Annotated in this window: 16 protein-coding genes; 7 read left to right on the top strand and 9 right to left on the bottom strand. The window is 67.1% G+C overall.

Annotated features, from left to right (window positions below):
• Positions 1-3: 3 nt before the first annotated feature.
• A complete protein-coding gene (locus FHS79_RS10075; protein ID WP_184199160.1) occupies positions 4-876 on the bottom strand; it encodes a S1/P1 nuclease in 873 nt (290 codons plus the stop codon).
• 140 nt (positions 877-1,016) lie between these two features.
• Here FHS79_RS10075 and FHS79_RS10070 point away from each other — a divergent pair, with 140 nt between their 5' ends.
• The 4 genes from FHS79_RS10070 to aroC are packed head-to-tail and all read left to right on the top strand — an operon-like array spanning position 1,017 to position 4,731.
• Positions 1,017-1,955, top strand: coding sequence for a DnaJ C-terminal domain-containing protein (locus FHS79_RS10070; RefSeq protein ID WP_184199157.1), 939 nt, complete (start codon positions 1,017-1,019; stop codon positions 1,953-1,955).
• A gap of 10 nt (positions 1,956-1,965) precedes the next feature.
• Positions 1,966-2,859 carry a YhjD/YihY/BrkB family envelope integrity protein gene (locus FHS79_RS10065; RefSeq protein WP_184199153.1) on the top strand — a complete coding sequence of 298 codons (894 nt, stop codon included), beginning with the start codon at positions 1,966-1,968 and terminating at the stop codon, positions 2,857-2,859.
• Position 2,860: 1 nt separating this feature from the next.
• On the top strand, positions 2,861-3,664 hold the full coding sequence (fabI, locus tag FHS79_RS10060) for an enoyl-ACP reductase FabI (RefSeq protein WP_184199150.1): 804 nt from the start codon (positions 2,861-2,863) through the stop codon (positions 3,662-3,664).
• Positions 3,661-4,731 carry a chorismate synthase gene (gene aroC / locus FHS79_RS10055; protein WP_184199147.1) on the top strand — a complete coding sequence of 357 codons (1,071 nt, stop codon included), beginning with the start codon at positions 3,661-3,663 and terminating at the stop codon, positions 4,729-4,731. The genes fabI and aroC overlap by 4 nt, the downstream gene beginning before the upstream one ends.
• 5 nt (positions 4,732-4,736) lie before the next feature.
• On the opposite strand, the gene FHS79_RS10050 is transcribed toward aroC, so the two are convergent.
• The 3 genes from FHS79_RS10050 to FHS79_RS10040 are packed head-to-tail and all read right to left on the bottom strand — an operon-like array spanning position 4,737 to position 5,744.
• Positions 4,737-5,018, bottom strand: coding sequence for an addiction module antidote protein (locus FHS79_RS10050; protein WP_184199144.1), 282 nt, complete (start codon positions 5,016-5,018; stop codon positions 4,737-4,739).
• A gap of 2 nt (positions 5,019-5,020) precedes the next feature.
• Positions 5,021-5,311 (bottom strand): type II toxin-antitoxin system RelE/ParE family toxin, encoded by a 291-nt coding sequence (locus FHS79_RS10045; RefSeq protein ID WP_184199142.1) that lies wholly within the window; start codon positions 5,309-5,311, stop codon positions 5,021-5,023.
• Between the two features lie 49 nt (positions 5,312-5,360).
• Positions 5,361-5,744, bottom strand: coding sequence for a GFA family protein (locus FHS79_RS10040; RefSeq protein WP_184199140.1), 384 nt, complete (start codon positions 5,742-5,744; stop codon positions 5,361-5,363).
• Between the two features lie 105 nt (positions 5,745-5,849).
• Between FHS79_RS10040 and FHS79_RS10035 the strand changes: the two genes are divergently transcribed.
• On the top strand, positions 5,850-7,058 hold the full coding sequence (locus FHS79_RS10035) for an acyl-CoA dehydrogenase family protein (protein ID WP_243452807.1): 1,209 nt from the start codon (positions 5,850-5,852) through the stop codon (positions 7,056-7,058).
• Here the strand turns inward: FHS79_RS10035 and FHS79_RS10030 are convergent.
• A complete protein-coding gene (locus FHS79_RS10030) occupies positions 7,055-8,551 on the bottom strand; it encodes a serine hydrolase domain-containing protein (RefSeq protein WP_184199137.1) in 1,497 nt (498 codons plus the stop codon). The genes FHS79_RS10035 and FHS79_RS10030 overlap by 4 nt on opposite strands.
• A gap of 62 nt (positions 8,552-8,613) precedes the next feature.
• Here FHS79_RS10030 and FHS79_RS10025 point away from each other — a divergent pair, with 62 nt between their 5' ends.
• The gene (locus FHS79_RS10025) at positions 8,614-9,531 is read left to right on the top strand and encodes an NAD(P)/FAD-dependent oxidoreductase (protein WP_184199134.1); all 918 of its coding nucleotides are present in this window, start codon (positions 8,614-8,616) and stop codon (positions 9,529-9,531) included.
• 182 nt (positions 9,532-9,713) lie between these two features.
• On the opposite strand, the gene FHS79_RS10020 is transcribed toward FHS79_RS10025, so the two are convergent.
• The 4 genes from FHS79_RS10020 to FHS79_RS10005 form a co-directional block, all read right to left on the bottom strand.
• On the bottom strand, positions 9,714-11,879 hold the full coding sequence (locus tag FHS79_RS10020; RefSeq protein ID WP_184199131.1) for a TonB-dependent receptor: 2,166 nt from the start codon (positions 11,877-11,879) through the stop codon (positions 9,714-9,716).
• 83 nt (positions 11,880-11,962) lie between these two features.
• Positions 11,963-12,523: a cytochrome b gene (locus FHS79_RS10015; RefSeq protein WP_184199128.1), complete on the bottom strand. Its 561-nt coding sequence runs from the start codon at positions 12,521-12,523 to the stop codon at positions 11,963-11,965.
• Complete coding sequence (locus tag FHS79_RS10010) at positions 12,520-13,134, bottom strand: YceI family protein (protein ID WP_184199126.1); 615 nt, start codon at positions 13,132-13,134, stop codon at positions 12,520-12,522. The genes FHS79_RS10015 and FHS79_RS10010 overlap by 4 nt, the downstream gene beginning before the upstream one ends.
• Before the next feature lie 16 nt (positions 13,135-13,150).
• The gene (locus tag FHS79_RS10005) at positions 13,151-14,041 is read right to left on the bottom strand and encodes a prephenate dehydratase (RefSeq protein ID WP_184199124.1); all 891 of its coding nucleotides are present in this window, start codon (positions 14,039-14,041) and stop codon (positions 13,151-13,153) included.
• Between the two features lie 143 nt (positions 14,042-14,184).
• Here FHS79_RS10005 and FHS79_RS10000 point away from each other — a divergent pair, with 143 nt between their 5' ends.
• Entirely contained in the window at positions 14,185-14,829 is a 645-nt protein-coding gene (locus FHS79_RS10000) for a c-type cytochrome (protein ID WP_243453404.1), read from the top strand.
• Positions 14,830-14,840: the final 11 nt, after the last annotated feature.

Below are 14,840 nucleotides of genomic sequence, written 5' to 3'. Positions count from 1 at the left end.
CGATCAATCCTGCTTGTCTGGAATATTCTGGCCGAGAGCGGCGTTGAGAAGCGCTGCCGTGCGCAGCCCGGCGCGCTGCACCTGCTGGCGCACCGCGGCACTGGTTTTTTCGATATAGGCCTCGTCAACGCGGTACCGCACGTCGCGTTCCGCCTCCACGACGCAGCTCGCTGCATCGCCACCCAGCAGCGGATAGGCGAGCTCGCGCGAGATGGCGAAGCTCTCCTCCGCCCAGCCCGCCACCTGTGTGGCAACATCGCCGCCAAGTGGTGGTGCAACCTGCCGAACCGGCGCCACCGCCGGCGGCGTCGTCAGCGCACGTTCCGCCAGATCCGAATCCCAGATGCGATGCAGGTTCATGCGCGGCATGTCCTTGGCACCATAGTCTGCAAGCACCCGGTTGCCGCCGAGATCGTCCTTCTCGCCCACATGCAGCGGCTGATGCATGTCGCCCATGAAATGCACGAAATAAGCGAGCGCTTCGGCGCGCGCCTTCGGGCTGCGGCGCCGGTCGGACAGAATGTCGAGCTGCACCGGAATCTGCGCCGTCACGCAATTCCCGTCAGGACATTTGGTGCCGATGTCGAACGCCCGGCAGATGTTGATGTTCTGATAATGCCAGGGCGCGGAAAAGGCGAAGCGAGGGCCCAGCGCGCGCACGCAATCGGGCCACACCGAGGCATCCTCGATGCTCGCCAGTTCGCACTCCGGCGTCTCCACCCTGGCCGCCCCGGCCATGATCCGCCGCACCTCGCCGCGCGCTTCGGGTGTGAGCGCTGCCATGGCGATGCTTGCGGTCATCCTGTGCGCATAACCTCCCCAGGCCAGCACGGGCGCCGGGGTCAAAACGATCAACAGGGCGAACAACATGCGCATGGGGCATTCCTATGCCGCATCCATGTCCCGATGGCGACAGGCTGGTGAGAGACCGCCGCCGTGCTATGGATGTCACACGCGCCTTGCAGTGGCGGTGCCGGGACCACAAATACCGGCGGAGGGCAAACACAGGAATGACAATGCGAGATCCCTATTCGGTGCTCGGTGTGGCGCGCGGCGCCAGTGAAGGCGATGTCAAGAAAGCCTATCGCAAGCTTGCCAAGGAAAACCACCCCGATCGCAATGCCGACAATGCCGCCGCCCTCGAACGCTTCAAGGAGGCGAGTGCGGCGTATGAAATCCTCTCCGATCCCGAGAAGCGCGGCCGCTTCGATCGCGGCGAGATCGACGCCCAGGGCAATCCCACTTCGCCGTTTGCCGGCGGCTTCCGCGGCGGCTCGGGCAGCGGCGGGGATCCCTTTGCACGCGGCGCCTCGAGCGGCCGCGCCGCCGGCTTCGAATTCGGCGGTGCCGACGATCTGTTCTCTGAGCTGTTCGGCGGCCTGGGTGGCGGCCGGGCGGGCGGGGCGCGCGGCGGCGGCTTCCGCAGCGCGCCAGCACGCGGACCCGACGTCACCTACAAGCTCACGATTTCCTTCGAGGATGCCGCCACGCTGGCGCCGCAGCGGGTGACATTGCGAGACGGCAAGACGTCGGAGATACGCCTGCCGGCCGGCTTCAGGCCCGGTGTGCAACTGCGCCTCGCCGGCAAGGGCGAAACCGGCCCCGGCGGCCCCGGCGACGCGCTGATCACGCTCGACGTGGGATCACACAAGTTCTTCAAGCGCGATGGCGACGATATCCGGCTCGATCTTCCGATCAGCCTTGTCGAAGCCGTGCAGGGCGCCAAGGTGCGGATGCCCACCGTGGAAGGCCCAGTCAGCCTCACGCTGCCCCCCGGCACCGCCTCGGGCAGGGTGTTCCGCCTCAAGGGCCGCGGCTTCAGCCGACCCGATGGCGCGCGGGGCGACCAGCTCGTCACCGTGCTGATCGACGTGCCTGCCGAGGATGCAGCACTCAAGGCCTTCATCGGCAGCTGGCACGACCCACGGCCGCTCCGCACCGCCCTCGGCGTCTGACGAGGCGCAGTTGAGCCGGCGCATCCTCTGGCTGGCCTGGGCGAAGGATGGCCTCCAGGCGCTGGGTGCCGCCGTCGGCTCGGTGTGGCGCGAGGGCTTTTCCCATGCCGGCAACCTCGCCTATCTCGCGCTCCTCACCCTGCTGCCCTTTTTCGTCCTTGTCGCTGCCGCCGCCGGTGCGCTCGGCCGCACCGGCATGGGTGCGAGGTTCGTCGGCACCGTGCTCTCGGCGCTGCCGCCCGATGTGTCGGCGCTGCTCGAAGCGCCGGCGCGCGAAGTCATCGAGCGTCCCGCATCGGGCAGCGTCGTCACCCTCGGCGTGCTTCTCGTGCTCTGGACGGTGAGCAGCTATGCCGAAGCGGTGCGGGACATCATCCGCCGCGCGCATGGCGCCGCGCCCACCCAGCCGATCTGGCGCTACCGGCTGCTCTCGCTGCTCGTCGTGCTCGGCGGCGTGCTGTTGATGCTGCTGGCGCTCGCCGCCCAGGTGGTGCTCACCGGCATCGAGACCTTCATGCTGCGGCTGCTGCCGATGGGCGCCGAGCGCGTCGCCGAACTGGGGTTGAACCGCCTGCTGCCCGCAGCACTGCTGTTCGCCGGGCTGGCGCTGGCGCTGTTCGGCCTCACGCCGTCGCGGCTGCGCCGGCCACACTGGCTCTGGCCGGGCGCCCTGCTCGTCACCGCCTGGTGGGTGGGTGCTACAATGGCGATGCCCATTCTCTTCGCCCAGTTCATGGGCGCATCGATCGCCTATGGGTCGCTCGGCGGGGTCATCGTCACGCTGCTCTACTTCTGGGTTCTGGGGCTGGGGCTGGTCTTCGGCACCCATTTCAACGCAGCACTGGCGAAAGCAGGCCAAACCCGGCTAAAGCCGGGTTCGGAAACAACAGGCTGGATCGGATAACATGGCCGGATTGATGCACGGAAAGCGCGGCCTCATCATGGGCGTCGCCAACGATCGCAGCCTCGCCTGGGGTATCGCCAAGGCCATCGCAGCGCAGGGCGGCGAGATCGCCTTCTCATACCAGGGCGAAGCGCTGGAAAAGCGCGTGCGACCGCTGGCAGAAAGCCTTGGCGCCGCCCGCCTCTACGAATGCGACGTGGCAGACGCCGACAGCATGGACAGCATGTTCGCCGCCCTCGCCGCCGATTGGCCGACAATCGATTTCCTCGTACACGCCATCGGCTTTTCGGACAAGAACGAGCTTCGCGGACGCTATGTCGATACCAGCGAAGGCAATTTCACCCAGACGATGAACATCAGCGTGTACAGCTTCACCGCCGTCTGCCAGCGAGCGCTGCCGCTGATGCCCGAGGGCGGCAGCCTCCTCACCCTCAGCTACTATGGCGCCGAAAAGGTCGTCCCGCACTACAATGTGATGGGCGTCGCCAAGGCCGCGCTCGAAGCCAGCGTGAAATATCTCGCGATGGACCTGGGGCCGCAGAAGGTCCGCGTCAACGCGATCAGCGCCGGCCCGATCAAGACGCTTGCAGCCAGCGGCATCGGCGATTTCCGCTACATCCTGAAGTGGAACGAATACAACAGCCCGCTGCGCCGCAATGTCACCATCGACGATGTCGGCGGTGCCGGTCTCTACCTCGTCTCGGACCTTGCGATGGGCGTCACCGGCGAAATCCACCATGTCGACGCCGGCTACAATGTGATCGGCATGAAGGCCGAAGACGCGCCGGATATCAGCGTGGCATGAGCCACAACAGCTTCGGACATCTCCTGCGCTTCACCACCTGGGGGGAGAGCCACGGCCCCGCCATCGGTGCCGTGGTCGACGGCTGCCCGCCGGGGCTGTCGCTCTCCGAAGCCGACATCCAGCCCTGGCTCGACAAGCGCCGCCCGGGCCAGTCGAAATACACCACCCAGCGGCAGGAACCCGACCAGGTCCGCATCCTCTCGGGGGTGCATGAGGGCCAGACCACCGGCACCCCGATCAGCCTGATGATCGAGAATGTCGATCAGCGCTCGAAGGACTATTCCGACGTGGCGCGCGCCTATCGCCCCGGTCATGCCGACTATGCCTATGATGCCAAATACGGCCTGCGCGATCCGCGCGGCGGCGGCCGTTCGAGCGCCCGCGAAACCGCCAGCCGCGTCGCCGCCGGCGCCGTCGCGCGGCTGGTCATTCCGCAAGTCCGCATCCGCGCCTGTCTCGTGGAGCTTGGCGGCATCGCCGTCGACCGCAGCCGCTTCGACGACGCCGAAATCGACCGCAACCCCTTCTTCTGCCCCGATGCGCAGACTGCGGAGCGTTGGGCGGAGACCCTCGACGCTGCACGGAAAGCCGGCTCGTCGCTCGGCGCCATCGTCGAATGCACGGCCTCCGGCGTCCCCGCCGGCTGGGGCAGCCCGCTCTACATGAAGCTCGACAGCCAGCTTGCGAGTGCCTGCATGGGCATCAACGCCGTCAAGGGCGTGGAAATCGGCGACGGCTTCGCCGCCGCCCGCCTCACCGGCGAAACGAACGCCGACCGCATGCGCCCCGGTGCAGACGGCCCGCAGTTCCTCAGCAATCACAGCGGCGGCACCGCCGGCGGAATCAGCACTGGCCAGCCCATCGTCGTCCGCATGGCGCTTAAGCCCACCAGCTCGATCCTCACCCCGGTCGAGACCATCGATCGCGCCGGCGAAGCCACCGAAATCCTCACCAAGGGCCGCCACGATCCCTGTGTGGGAATCCGCGCCGCCCCGGTTATGGAAGCGATGGTCGCGCTGGTCCTCGCCGATGCGGCGCTGATGCACCGGGGCCAGACGGGGCGGTAGTCGGTCTAAGCCGCTACAGCCAGTCGCACACCGAGCGCCTTCAGCACGCGCACCAGCGTATCGAGTGTCGGATTGCCGCTCTCGCTCAAGGCCCGATACAGCGCCTCGCGACTGACCCCGGTCTGCCGCGCCAGCTCAGCCATGCCCCGCGCCCGCGCAACGGTGCGAAGCGCGCCAAGCAATTCTTCCGGCGTGCCATCTTCCAGATAGGCATCAAGGTACGCGGCGATGTCGGCCGGCGTATTCAACACCTCCGCCGCGTCCCAGGGCTTGGTTTCGATCGTCATCGTCAAACCTCTTTCGCAATGGAAATGGCGCGCTCGATGTCCCGTTGCTGCGATCCCTTGTCGCCACCGCACAAAAGGATCACCACCAATTGCCCACGCACTGTGTAGTAAACCCTGTACCCCGGCCCGAAGGTGAACCTCAGCTCGCCGACACCCTCACCGATCGACTTTGAATCGCCAAAATTGCCGTCTGCAAGCCGATCGATGCGCTTTGCGATCCGCGCCTTGGCCTGAATGTCCCGCAAAGCTGTCAACCACGCGGCAAATTCTGCTGTTCGACGGATCTCAAACATGTAACTTATAATGCACAAACAGGAGGCGGAATCAAGGATTCTCCGAAAATCACCCCAGATCCGCCCGCGCCGCCTCCCAATCGCGCCCGTCGTACTCCCTGATCACCGGCACCACCGCCTCCACCCCGTCGAGCGCCCGCCAATTCACCGAAAACCCGTCCGGGTGCGAGCGCGGCACGTAGAAGCTCTTGATCCCGCAAAGCGCACAGAACAGATGCCGCGCGGTGCCGGTGCCCCAGCGATAGTCGGAGAGCACATCGCTTCCCCGTAACAGCGCGAAGTCGGACGCCGCCGCGATCAGATGCAGGAACCCCGTCTTGCTGCAGATCGAGCAGTTGCAATCGAGCAGCTCGGGCGGGCTGTCGAAGGTCACGCGAAAGCGCACGGCGCCGCAGTGGCAGCCGCCCTCGGCGGTATGGCGATCGACAGTCATCACCGCAGCAAAGCCCAACCCGGGGGCGCGCGCAAGCGCTCCGGCTTTTGACAGCGTCGGCCGCTGCAAAACTGTGCCAGACTGCCCAGACCGAGGACAATGCCGATGCCCGACACCCCGATGACTCTCCGCTGGAGCGACGCCGACAAGGCCTTTGCCGATGAGGTCGCCGCCTTCCTCGACGCCGAGCTCGACCCAGCCACCCGCGACGCCGTGCAGCGGATGACCAGCGTCTATGCACCGCCGCCCCTTGCCCTCGCCTGGCAGCGCAAGCTCCACGCGCGCGGCTGGGCCGCTCCCGCCTGGCCGGCAGTCTTCGGCGGCACCGACTGGACCCCCACCCAGCGCTACATCTTCACGCGGATGATGGCGGAGGCTGATGCGCCGCCGCTCTCGCCGATGGGCCTCGGCATGTGCGGCCCCGTGCTCATCGGCCATGGCACGCCCGAACAACAGGCGCGCTTCCTGCCCCCCATGCTCAGCGGGGACGATTTCTGGTGCCAGGGCTATTCCGAGCCCAATTCCGGCTCCGATCTCGCCTCGCTGCGCATGAAGGCCGAGCGCGACGGCGACGACTTCATCGTGACCGGCGCAAAAATCTGGACGACGCACGCGCAATTCGCCGACTGGATCTTCGCCCTCGTCCGCACCTCCAGCCTGCCCAGGCCGCAGCAAGGCATCACCTTCATCCTCATCGACATGGCGTCCCCCGGCGTCACCGTCCGCCCCATCGTCTCGCTGTCGGGCGAGCATGTGCAGAATGAAGTGATCTTCGATGCCGTCCGCGTCCCCGCCGCCAATGTCGTCGGCCGTATCGACGATGGCTGGACGGTCGCCAAATATCTGATGGAGTTCGAGCGCGGCGGCGCGCTCTACGCCCCCTCGATCCTCGCGCGATTGAAGCGCCTCCGCCGCCACGCCCCACCCGGCAGCAGCCCGCGCCTCGCCGCCATCGCCGCCGAAATCGACGCGCTCGATGCGCTTGAACTCACCACCATGGCGCGGCTGTCGCACGGCCAGCCTCCCGGACCCATGGCCTCGGCGCTCAAGGTGCTCGGCACCGAGCTCAGCCAGCGCCTTTCGGAAATCGAGCTTGAGGCGGCAGGCCATGCGGCGGCCGTGTTCCAGCCGCACGTCACCACCCCTGGCGGCCCCGTCCCCGGCTATTCACCCCCCGATCAGGCCGAAGGCGTCGGCCCCGGCTGGGCAGCGCACGCGATGCCCAAATATCTGAACGACCGTGCCGGCTCGATCTACGCCGGCACCAACGAGATCCAGCGCGGTATCCTCTGGCAGGCGATCTCGAGGAATTAGGGCTCCACCCGCAGCCCCAGTGCCTGGATCGTCGGCGGATTGGTCGGCGCCAGCAGCAGCGACCCCGCCAGCCGCCCCCGGTCACACGCCCATGCAAACCGCCCCGCCATGGCACTCGTCGCCTCGATCGGCGTCTCGGTGCGGCACGTCCCCAGCGCCGTCCGCAGCCGCGCAAGCTCCAGCTTCCAATTGGCCGCCGACCGGTCGAGCAGCATGTTCATCGCCAGCGCATACCCCGCCGCCATGATGTCCCCCGCCGCCCACACCGCCTTCGCCGCATCGAAACTGCGGGCAAGCGCCGGCGAGACCGGCAGCGGCGGCACCGCGGCCAGCCCTTCCGCCTTCAGCCGCTTCAGCGCCGCATAGGCCGGCGCCACGGGTGCTGCATAGGTGCGGTTGGCAAAGGCGAACACTGCCACCCCGGCCTCGGGCAGCATCATCAGCACCGATCCATAGCCGGGGTAGCCGCCGGTGTGCGTCATGTAGCTGCCGAGGTCGCAATCCTCGATCATGCGGAAGCCCATGCCATAGGCCACCGCCTGCGCGCACGCTGGCCCCAGATCGGCACGGCGCGGGGCGAAGCGCATGAAATTGAGCCCCTGCACCAGCTCGCGCACCGTCGCGCGCTGCATCGGCCCCGTCTCCGCGCCATCGCGCGCCGGCCAGGCGCCCAGCAGCCAGCCGACGTAGCGGGCATAATCGTTCGCCGTCGTCTCCACGCCCCCCATCGCCCCGAACGCCCCCGCCGCCAGCTCGGGCTCGCGCGCAAAAGCATCATTCTCATAGCGATAGCCCAGCGCCCGCTCGCCCTGCGGCACCGCCAGCACGTCATAGCCGGTGCGCGCCATGCCCAGCGGCCTGAACAGCGTGTCCGCCACCACCGCCTCGAACGGCCGCCCGGTCACGTTGCGGATCATCCGGCCAAGCGTCGCATAGCCGAAGTTCGAATATTCATGGCGCTCGGCCGGCACCCGGCTGAACGGCACGCCGGCGGCGAGCATCGCGGTAAAATCCGCCTCGGGCAGCGGCGTCTGCCGGTCCCCCCAGGGGTCATCCTCCACCAGCCCGCTGACATGGTGGAGCAGGTCGCGCACCCGGATCTTCGGCGAATCGCTCGTCGGATAGCGCCAGCCCTTCAGTTCGGGCACATAATCCTCGGCCGGCGCATCGAGCCGCAGCTTCCCCTGGTCACGCAGGTCCAGAATCGTGAGCGCGGTGAACGCCTTGGACATCGACGCGATGCGAAACCGCGTGTCGGCCGTCACCGGCGCTTTCGAGGCAAGGTCCTGCACCCCCAGCCCGCGCACATGCACCAGCCGGCCATCCACCACCACGCCCCACACCAGCCCCGGCACATGCTGGGCCGCGGTAAATTCGGCAAACAGCGCATCGAGCTGAGGGGCGAGTGCGGCCACCTTGTCGGCCTTCTGGGCAAGCGCCGGCCCCGCCAGCAACGCCGCGACAAAACCCAACATGGCCGTGATGATCCGCATCGCCTAACGCTCCCCGCTTGCCCGCGCACAATAGGCGCAGCTGCGAGCCGGAGGAAACCCCGTTGGACAAGAGCATCGCCATCATCGGCGCCGGCATTGCCGGCCTTGCCGCCGGGACTGTCCTCGCCGCCGCAGGCCGGCAGGTAGTGCTGTTCGACAAGGGCCGCGGCCCCGGCGGCCGCATGGCAACACGCCGGATGCCCACCCCGCTCGGCGAGGCCAGCTTCGATCACGGGACGCAATTCTTCACTGCGCGCGATCCTGCCTTTGCAGCACAGGTGGAGCGCTGGGTGAGCGAGGGCCTTGCGGCGCGCTGGCCTGCCGCCGGCCCCGATGCCTGGGTCGGCACGCCCGGCATGAACGCCCCGCTGCGCGCGATGGCCGCCGGCCTCGATGTGCACTGGAGCACCGAGATCACCGCCATCGCGCACAGCCATGGCGGCTGGCATCTTGAAGGCACCGAAGGCCGCTTCGACACGCTCGTCATCGCCATCCCCGCCGAACAGGCCGCGCGGCTGCTTGGCCCCGCAGCGCCCGACCTCGCTGCCTCCGCCGCGGCGGTCACCTCCGCGCCAAGCTGGACGGTGATGGCCGCCTTTGCCGAGCCGCTGCCGCTCTCCGATGTCCCGCAGGTCTCGCGCGCACTCGGCTGGGCTGCCCGGAACAGCGCCAAGCCCGGCCGCACGAGCCCGGAAAGCTGGGTGCTGCAGGCCACGGCCGAATGGTCATACACCCATCTTGAAAGCCCGGCGGACGTGGTCATCGCAGCCCTGCTGCAAGCCCTTGGCACCGATCTGCCGATACCCGTCGCAACCGCCGCACACCGCTGGCGCTACGCTTTCCCGGCCGCAACCGGCGCCGCCCCGATCTGGGATGAAAGCCGCGCGCTGGGGCTTTGCGGAGATTGGCTCGCAAGCCCGCGCGTCGGCGAAGCCTGGTCCAGCGGCACCGCAGTCGCGGGCATGATCCTGAATGGCTGAACCCAAAAAAGTGGCCGCTCCGCAGGGAAGCGCGGAGCGGCCAGGGTTCGGGGATTCAGGTCCGGCGGGGGGGCCGGACCGTCCTTGCATCGGCGCCGAGGGGGGGAAGGGCGCCGCTACACCTTCGAGATAAGAGCCGAAATAGACGTTTCAATCCCCCTCCCGAAGATTTTCAGCAAGACTCAGAAGCTCAACCGCGCCGTCACCCTGATGTCGCGCCCGGCGAGCGGTGCCACATTCTTGAGGAAGCTCGAATGCCGCCGCGCCTCGACATCGAAGATGTTGTTGGCAGACAGCAGGAGCAACGTGTTGCTGTCCTGCCCGAGCGGCCGCCAGTTGATGCTGGCATTGACCATCGTCCAGCCATCGGTATCGCCTTCGAACACCGCGGTGCGACGTTGTGCCGTGGCACGCTCCACCTCGACGCGGCCGCCGATCACGCCGCCGGTCGCCTCGATGCCGCCCAGCATCCGCAGCGGCGGAATCCGCGGCACCCGGCCACCGCCGCCAAGGATATCGGCGCGAGTGAAATCCACCAGCCCGGTCACGTCGATCCGCGTCGTCCCCAGCCGCGCCAGCGTCACCGCCGCATCGATTTCCGCACCCCAGAACCGCGCCCCGGTCTGGGTATATTCGAACACCGGCAGCTCATCCTCTTCCTCCCCGGTCGGGTTCAGATAGATGAAGTCGCGGAAGCGGGTGAAGAAGCCGCTCGCCTCGATCCGCCAGCCGGTGCCGCGGCCGCGCAACACCGCCTCGATGCCGTTGGAAATCTCCTTGCCGAAACTGGTGTCGCCAATCTCGAAAGCTTGCGTCGCGGCATGCGCGCCATTGGCAAACAGCTCCTCGGCCGAAGCCGCGCGCTCGCTGTGCGTTGCCGAAACGCCCAGCCGCCAGCTTTCGCCCAGGCCCACCGACGCGCCGATCGAGCCCGAAAACGCATTGAAGGTACGCTCGACGTTGAGCGGCTGCGAGTTGACGCGCGTGTTCTCATAACGCGCCCCGCCATCGATCTTCACCGCTCCCAGGTCGAATTCCTGCAACGTGAACACACCGAACTGGCTGGTCTGGTTGAGCGGAATATACGCTTCTTCGCCAATCGCCTCGAACCGACGCGAGAGATACTGCACGCCGCTCGCCCCGCGCCAGCCGCCCACCGCGCGCTGCACCAGCTCCAACCGGCCTTCGAGCGCCTGGTTGAAGAAGCTGGTGCCGATCTCGCCATTCGCCTCGATTTCGTCGTGCCGGTAATCGGCATAGCCGAAGCGTCCCTTCAACGCCTCGAAGGCGCCGTCCATCGGCACCAGCGCCCGCGCATCGACACGCGTCTGCCGCATGTTCAGCCTGATGTCCTCATGGCCATGGGCATGGCCCTCATCATGATCATGGTCGCCGTCATGATCGTCATCGTCATCATGGTCGTCATCATGGTCGTCGTCATGGTCCTCGCCCAGCTCCAGCCCATTCGGCACGCCATAGTTGGAGCGCAAATGGCTCACGGCAATGCCAAGCTGGCCGCCATCCGCGCCGATCCACGCCAGCCCGCCACCGATGTTCCAGCTCTCGATGTCGCTGTTGTCCACCCGGCCGCGTGCCTGCGCATCCTCCGCCACTTCGCCACCGATCGCCGCCGCCTGGTCACGCAGATCGCGCGAGAAGATGAAGCCACCGGCGCGGTAGTTGCCGGTGCGCAGATAGCTGCCATCGGCATGCAGCACGAGGGCGGACCCTTCAGCGCTCCTGAACAGCGGCACATCGACCGATCCCGCCCCGCCGCGCTCTTCGGCCGCAGAGCCATAAAAGCCCGAGAGATCGAGGTGCAGCGGCTCATCGGGCACTTCACGCGGAATCCGCCGGTCCTGCACATTGACCACGCCGCCGATGGCGTTGCTGCCGAACAGCAGCGCCGCCGGCCCGCGCACCACTTCCACCCGGTCGATCAGGAAGGGGTTGATCGCCACCGCATGGTCCGCCGAGGTGTTCGACACGTCGAAGCTGCCGATGCCATCGGTCAGCACCCGCACCCGCTCGGCATCCTGGCCGCGCAGGATCGGCCGCGATGCGCCGGGGCCGAAGAAGCTGCTGCTCACACCCGGCAGCCGCTGCAGGGTTTCGCCGATCGAAGGCCGCGTCTCGCGGATCAACGCCTCGCCTTCCAGCACGCTGGCGGCTGTGGTCAGGCTGAAGCGATCACGGTTGAAAGGCGCCGTCACGATGATTTCGGGCGAAACACCGTCATGCAGCACCGATCCCGACCGCGTCGGCGCACCACTGGTCTGTGCTTGCACGGCAAGCGGCAAGGAGGCGGAGGCAAGCAGCAGCCCGATCCGAAAAACGCTGTTTGACATGATATAACCTTATTTGGTGAACCCGGAACCGAGGGTTAATTGTGACAGTGTCTCACGTCAACCGTATTTGGCGCGAAAGTCCGCTAGGCCCGCCGTCTCACCAGCGGCAGCATCCGCGCCAGCACATCGTCCCGGTCGAGAACATGGTGCTTGAGCGCTGCTGCCACGTGCAACACGATCATCCCGATCGCCACCCAGCCCATCACCTCATGCCCCTCGCGCGCAAGCCCATAGATGCCGGTCGGCAGCGGCAGCTTCGGCACTTCGAACAGTCCGAACCATGGCAGCGGTCGCAGCACCTTGGCCGTCGACACGAACGCCCAGCCCGAGAGCGGCATCAGCAGCATCAGCGCATAAAAGCCGTAGTGGCTGAGCTTCGACAGCACGCGCTCCGCCGGCGTCATATGCCCCGGCAGCGGCGGCGGCGGGTTCGCCACCCGCCAGCCGATCCGCGCCAGCGTCAGCACCAGCACGGTCAGGCCAAAGCTCTTGTGCAGCCCGATCGCAGTGCGGCCGATGGCAACCATGTCCGGGTCCGGGCTGTCCAGAAACGTGTCGAGCAGCAGCCCACCCGCCAGATTTCCGATCATCATCAAGGCGATCAGCCAGTGGAGCGCGATGGCAACCCGCGAATAACGGCTCATCCGGCGGTCTTGCCATATTCGGCTTCGATCAGCACCGTCACATTGTCGCCCAGCACGCCCTCAAAGGCCGTCAGCCCGAAGTCGGCGCGCCTGACCACCGTGGTGGCAGAAATGCCGAACACCGGCTTCTTCATCATCGGATGATTCGCAACCTGGCCGTTGAGCACCGCCTTCAGCACCACCGGCTTCGTCACGCCGCGCAGCGTCAGGTTGCCGGTGATGTCGGCGGTGCTGGCGCCGGTCTTCGTCACCTTCGTCGACACGAAACCGATGGTCGGGTGGGTGTTGCCGTCAAGGAATTTTGGGTCGGTGCCGATCTCCTTGTCGAAGTCGGTCTTCTCCGGAAACGGAAAATCGGTCCGCACCGACCGCGCATCGATGCTCACCTCGAGCTTGCTCGCTTCGGGACGCGCGGCATCGAGCATCACCTTCGAGCTCACCTTGGCAAACCGCGCCGTGTAGAAGCTGAGCCCGAAATGCTCGATCTTGAAGGTCACGCTGGTGTGCGCCGGGTCGCCCTCATAGGCGCCCGACGGGATGGCAAACCCCGCCGGCTGTGCCAGCACCGGCGAAGCCATCAGCAGGGCCGCCGCAAGCATCATCACGCGCATCATCATCTCCTGTGTTTCAGTCGCGCGCACGGGCGCGCGGATAGGTTCCCAGCAGCTTCACCCATTTCGTGTGAAACGCCAATTCCTCCAGTGCCAGCGCCACGCCCACATCCGCAGGCGCACCTTCGATATCGGCATAGAATTCGGCTGCCGAAAAGCTGCCATCGCGCAAATAGCTCTCCAGCTTCGTCATGTTCACGCCATTGGTCGCAAACCCGCCCAATGCCTTGAACAGCGACGCCGGCACGTTGCGCGTCTGGAACAGGAAGCTCGTCATCACCGGCACCCCGTCGGCCACCGGCTCGGGCTCGCGCGCCAGGATCACGAAACGCGTGGTGTTGTGGTCGGCATCCTCGATGCCCTCGCCGAGCACGTTCAGCCCGTAAAGCTCCGCCGCCAGCTTCGAGGCCACCGCCCCGCGCGAAAGATCGCCGACATCCGCCACCGCCGCCGCCGCACCCGCGGTGTCGAAATAGCCGATCGGCTCGATGCCCCAGCCGCGCAGCCGCTGCCGGCACTGGCCCAGCGCCTGCGGATGGCTCTGCGCCGCGCGCACCTCCGCCAGCGTCCCCAGCCCCAGCAGGCAGTGCCGCACCCGCACGAAATGCTCGCCCACGATATGCAGCCCGGCTTCGGGCAGCAGGAAATGCACATCCGCCACCCGGCCATGCAGCGAATTCTCGATCGGGATCACCGCGCGCCCGGCCCGCCCGGTCTGCACCGCCTCCATCGCATCCTCGAACGCCACGCACGGCAGGGCAGGGCGGCCCGGAAACGCCTCGCGCACCGCCTGGTGCGAATAGGCGCCGGGCGCCCCCTGGAACGCCACCGCCGCCGCCGGATCGACAGCAGCCGCAGATTCCATTGCGGCCACAAGGGCCGCAGCGCAGGGAGAATAGCTTGTCATCCCTTTCGCCTAGCCGCCCGTCGCAGTTGCGGCAACGCATATGCTTGCCCCGCACCCCTCCACTGCTATAGAGCCGCCACAAAATGATGCAGCGCGGTGAACGGCTTTCGTCCGCCCGGCCACGATGTCAGGAGATCCCCAAGGTGGACAGTTTCGAGTTCAACAAGGTTGCCGGTGCCACGCTGGCAGCCTGTGTCGCGCTGCTCGGCATCTCCATCGTCACCGGAGAAGCCTTTACCCCGCACCTGCCCGAAAAGCAGGGCTGGGCCGTCGAGGGTGTTCCCGAAGAGGTCGCCGACGCAGGACCCGCCGCAGAGGCCGAACGGCCGATTGCCTTCTACCTCGCAACTGCAACCCCCGAGCAGGGTGAAGCCGCCTTCAAGAAGTGTGCAGCCTGCCACAACGCGGCAGCCGGCGGTGCCAATGGCATCGGGCCCAATCTTCACGGCATCGTCGGCGCGCCACACGCCTCGAAGCCCGGCTTCTCCTATTCCGCCGCACTCACCGCCATGAAGGGCCAGCCCTGGACATGGGACGAGCTTTCGGCCTGGCTCAAGAACCCGCGCGCCTATGCCGAAGGCAACAAGATGAGCTTCGCCGGGTTGAGCCGCCCGCAGGAACGCGCCTCGGTCATGCTCTGGCTCAACAGCCAGTCGGCCAACCCGCTGCCGCTGCCGGCGGTTCCTGCCGAGGAAGCGCCGGCAGAAGCCGCTCCCGCCGAAGGCGAAGCGCCGGCCGACGATGCAGCACCCGCCGAAGAGGCCGCGGCACCCGAAACCGCCGCCTGATCGGCATCTTC

The organism is Polymorphobacter multimanifer (assembly GCF_014205635.1).
Lineage (GTDB): Bacteria > Pseudomonadota > Alphaproteobacteria > Sphingomonadales > Sphingomonadaceae > Sandarakinorhabdus > Sandarakinorhabdus multimanifer.
The sequence above is the reverse complement of the archived record's forward strand: the minus strand, read 5'-3'. Positions and strand labels throughout refer to the sequence as shown.

What these genes read in the sequence shown, in the direction of transcription:
- FHS79_RS10075 (WP_184199160.1), bottom strand. Translation starts at nt 876, where the DNA reads ATGCGCATGTTGTTCGCCCTGTTGATCGTTTTGACCCCGGCGCCCGTG.
- FHS79_RS10070 (WP_184199157.1), top strand. Translation starts at nt 1,017, where the DNA reads ATGCGAGATCCCTATTCGGTGCTCGGTGTGGCGCGCGGCGCCAGTGAA.
- fabI (WP_184199150.1), top strand. Translation starts at nt 2,861, where the DNA reads ATGGCCGGATTGATGCACGGAAAGCGCGGCCTCATCATGGGCGTCGCC.
- aroC (WP_184199147.1), top strand. Translation starts at nt 3,661, where the DNA reads ATGAGCCACAACAGCTTCGGACATCTCCTGCGCTTCACCACCTGGGGG.
- FHS79_RS10050 (WP_184199144.1), bottom strand. Translation starts at nt 5,018, where the DNA reads ATGACGATCGAAACCAAGCCCTGGGACGCGGCGGAGGTGTTGAATACG.
- FHS79_RS10045 (WP_184199142.1), bottom strand. Translation starts at nt 5,311, where the DNA reads ATGTTTGAGATCCGTCGAACAGCAGAATTTGCCGCGTGGTTGACAGCT.
- FHS79_RS10040 (WP_184199140.1), bottom strand. Translation starts at nt 5,744, where the DNA reads ATGACTGTCGATCGCCATACCGCCGAGGGCGGCTGCCACTGCGGCGCC.
- FHS79_RS10035 (WP_243452807.1), top strand. Translation starts at nt 5,850, where the DNA reads ATGCCCGACACCCCGATGACTCTCCGCTGGAGCGACGCCGACAAGGCC.
- FHS79_RS10030 (WP_184199137.1), bottom strand. Translation starts at nt 8,551, where the DNA reads ATGCGGATCATCACGGCCATGTTGGGTTTTGTCGCGGCGTTGCTGGCG.
- FHS79_RS10020 (WP_184199131.1), bottom strand. Translation starts at nt 11,879, where the DNA reads ATGTCAAACAGCGTTTTTCGGATCGGGCTGCTGCTTGCCTCCGCCTCC.
- FHS79_RS10015 (WP_184199128.1), bottom strand. Translation starts at nt 12,523, where the DNA reads ATGAGCCGTTATTCGCGGGTTGCCATCGCGCTCCACTGGCTGATCGCC.
- FHS79_RS10010 (WP_184199126.1), bottom strand. Translation starts at nt 13,134, where the DNA reads ATGCGCGTGATGATGCTTGCGGCGGCCCTGCTGATGGCTTCGCCGGTG.
- FHS79_RS10005 (WP_184199124.1), bottom strand. Translation starts at nt 14,041, where the DNA reads ATGACAAGCTATTCTCCCTGCGCTGCGGCCCTTGTGGCCGCAATGGAA.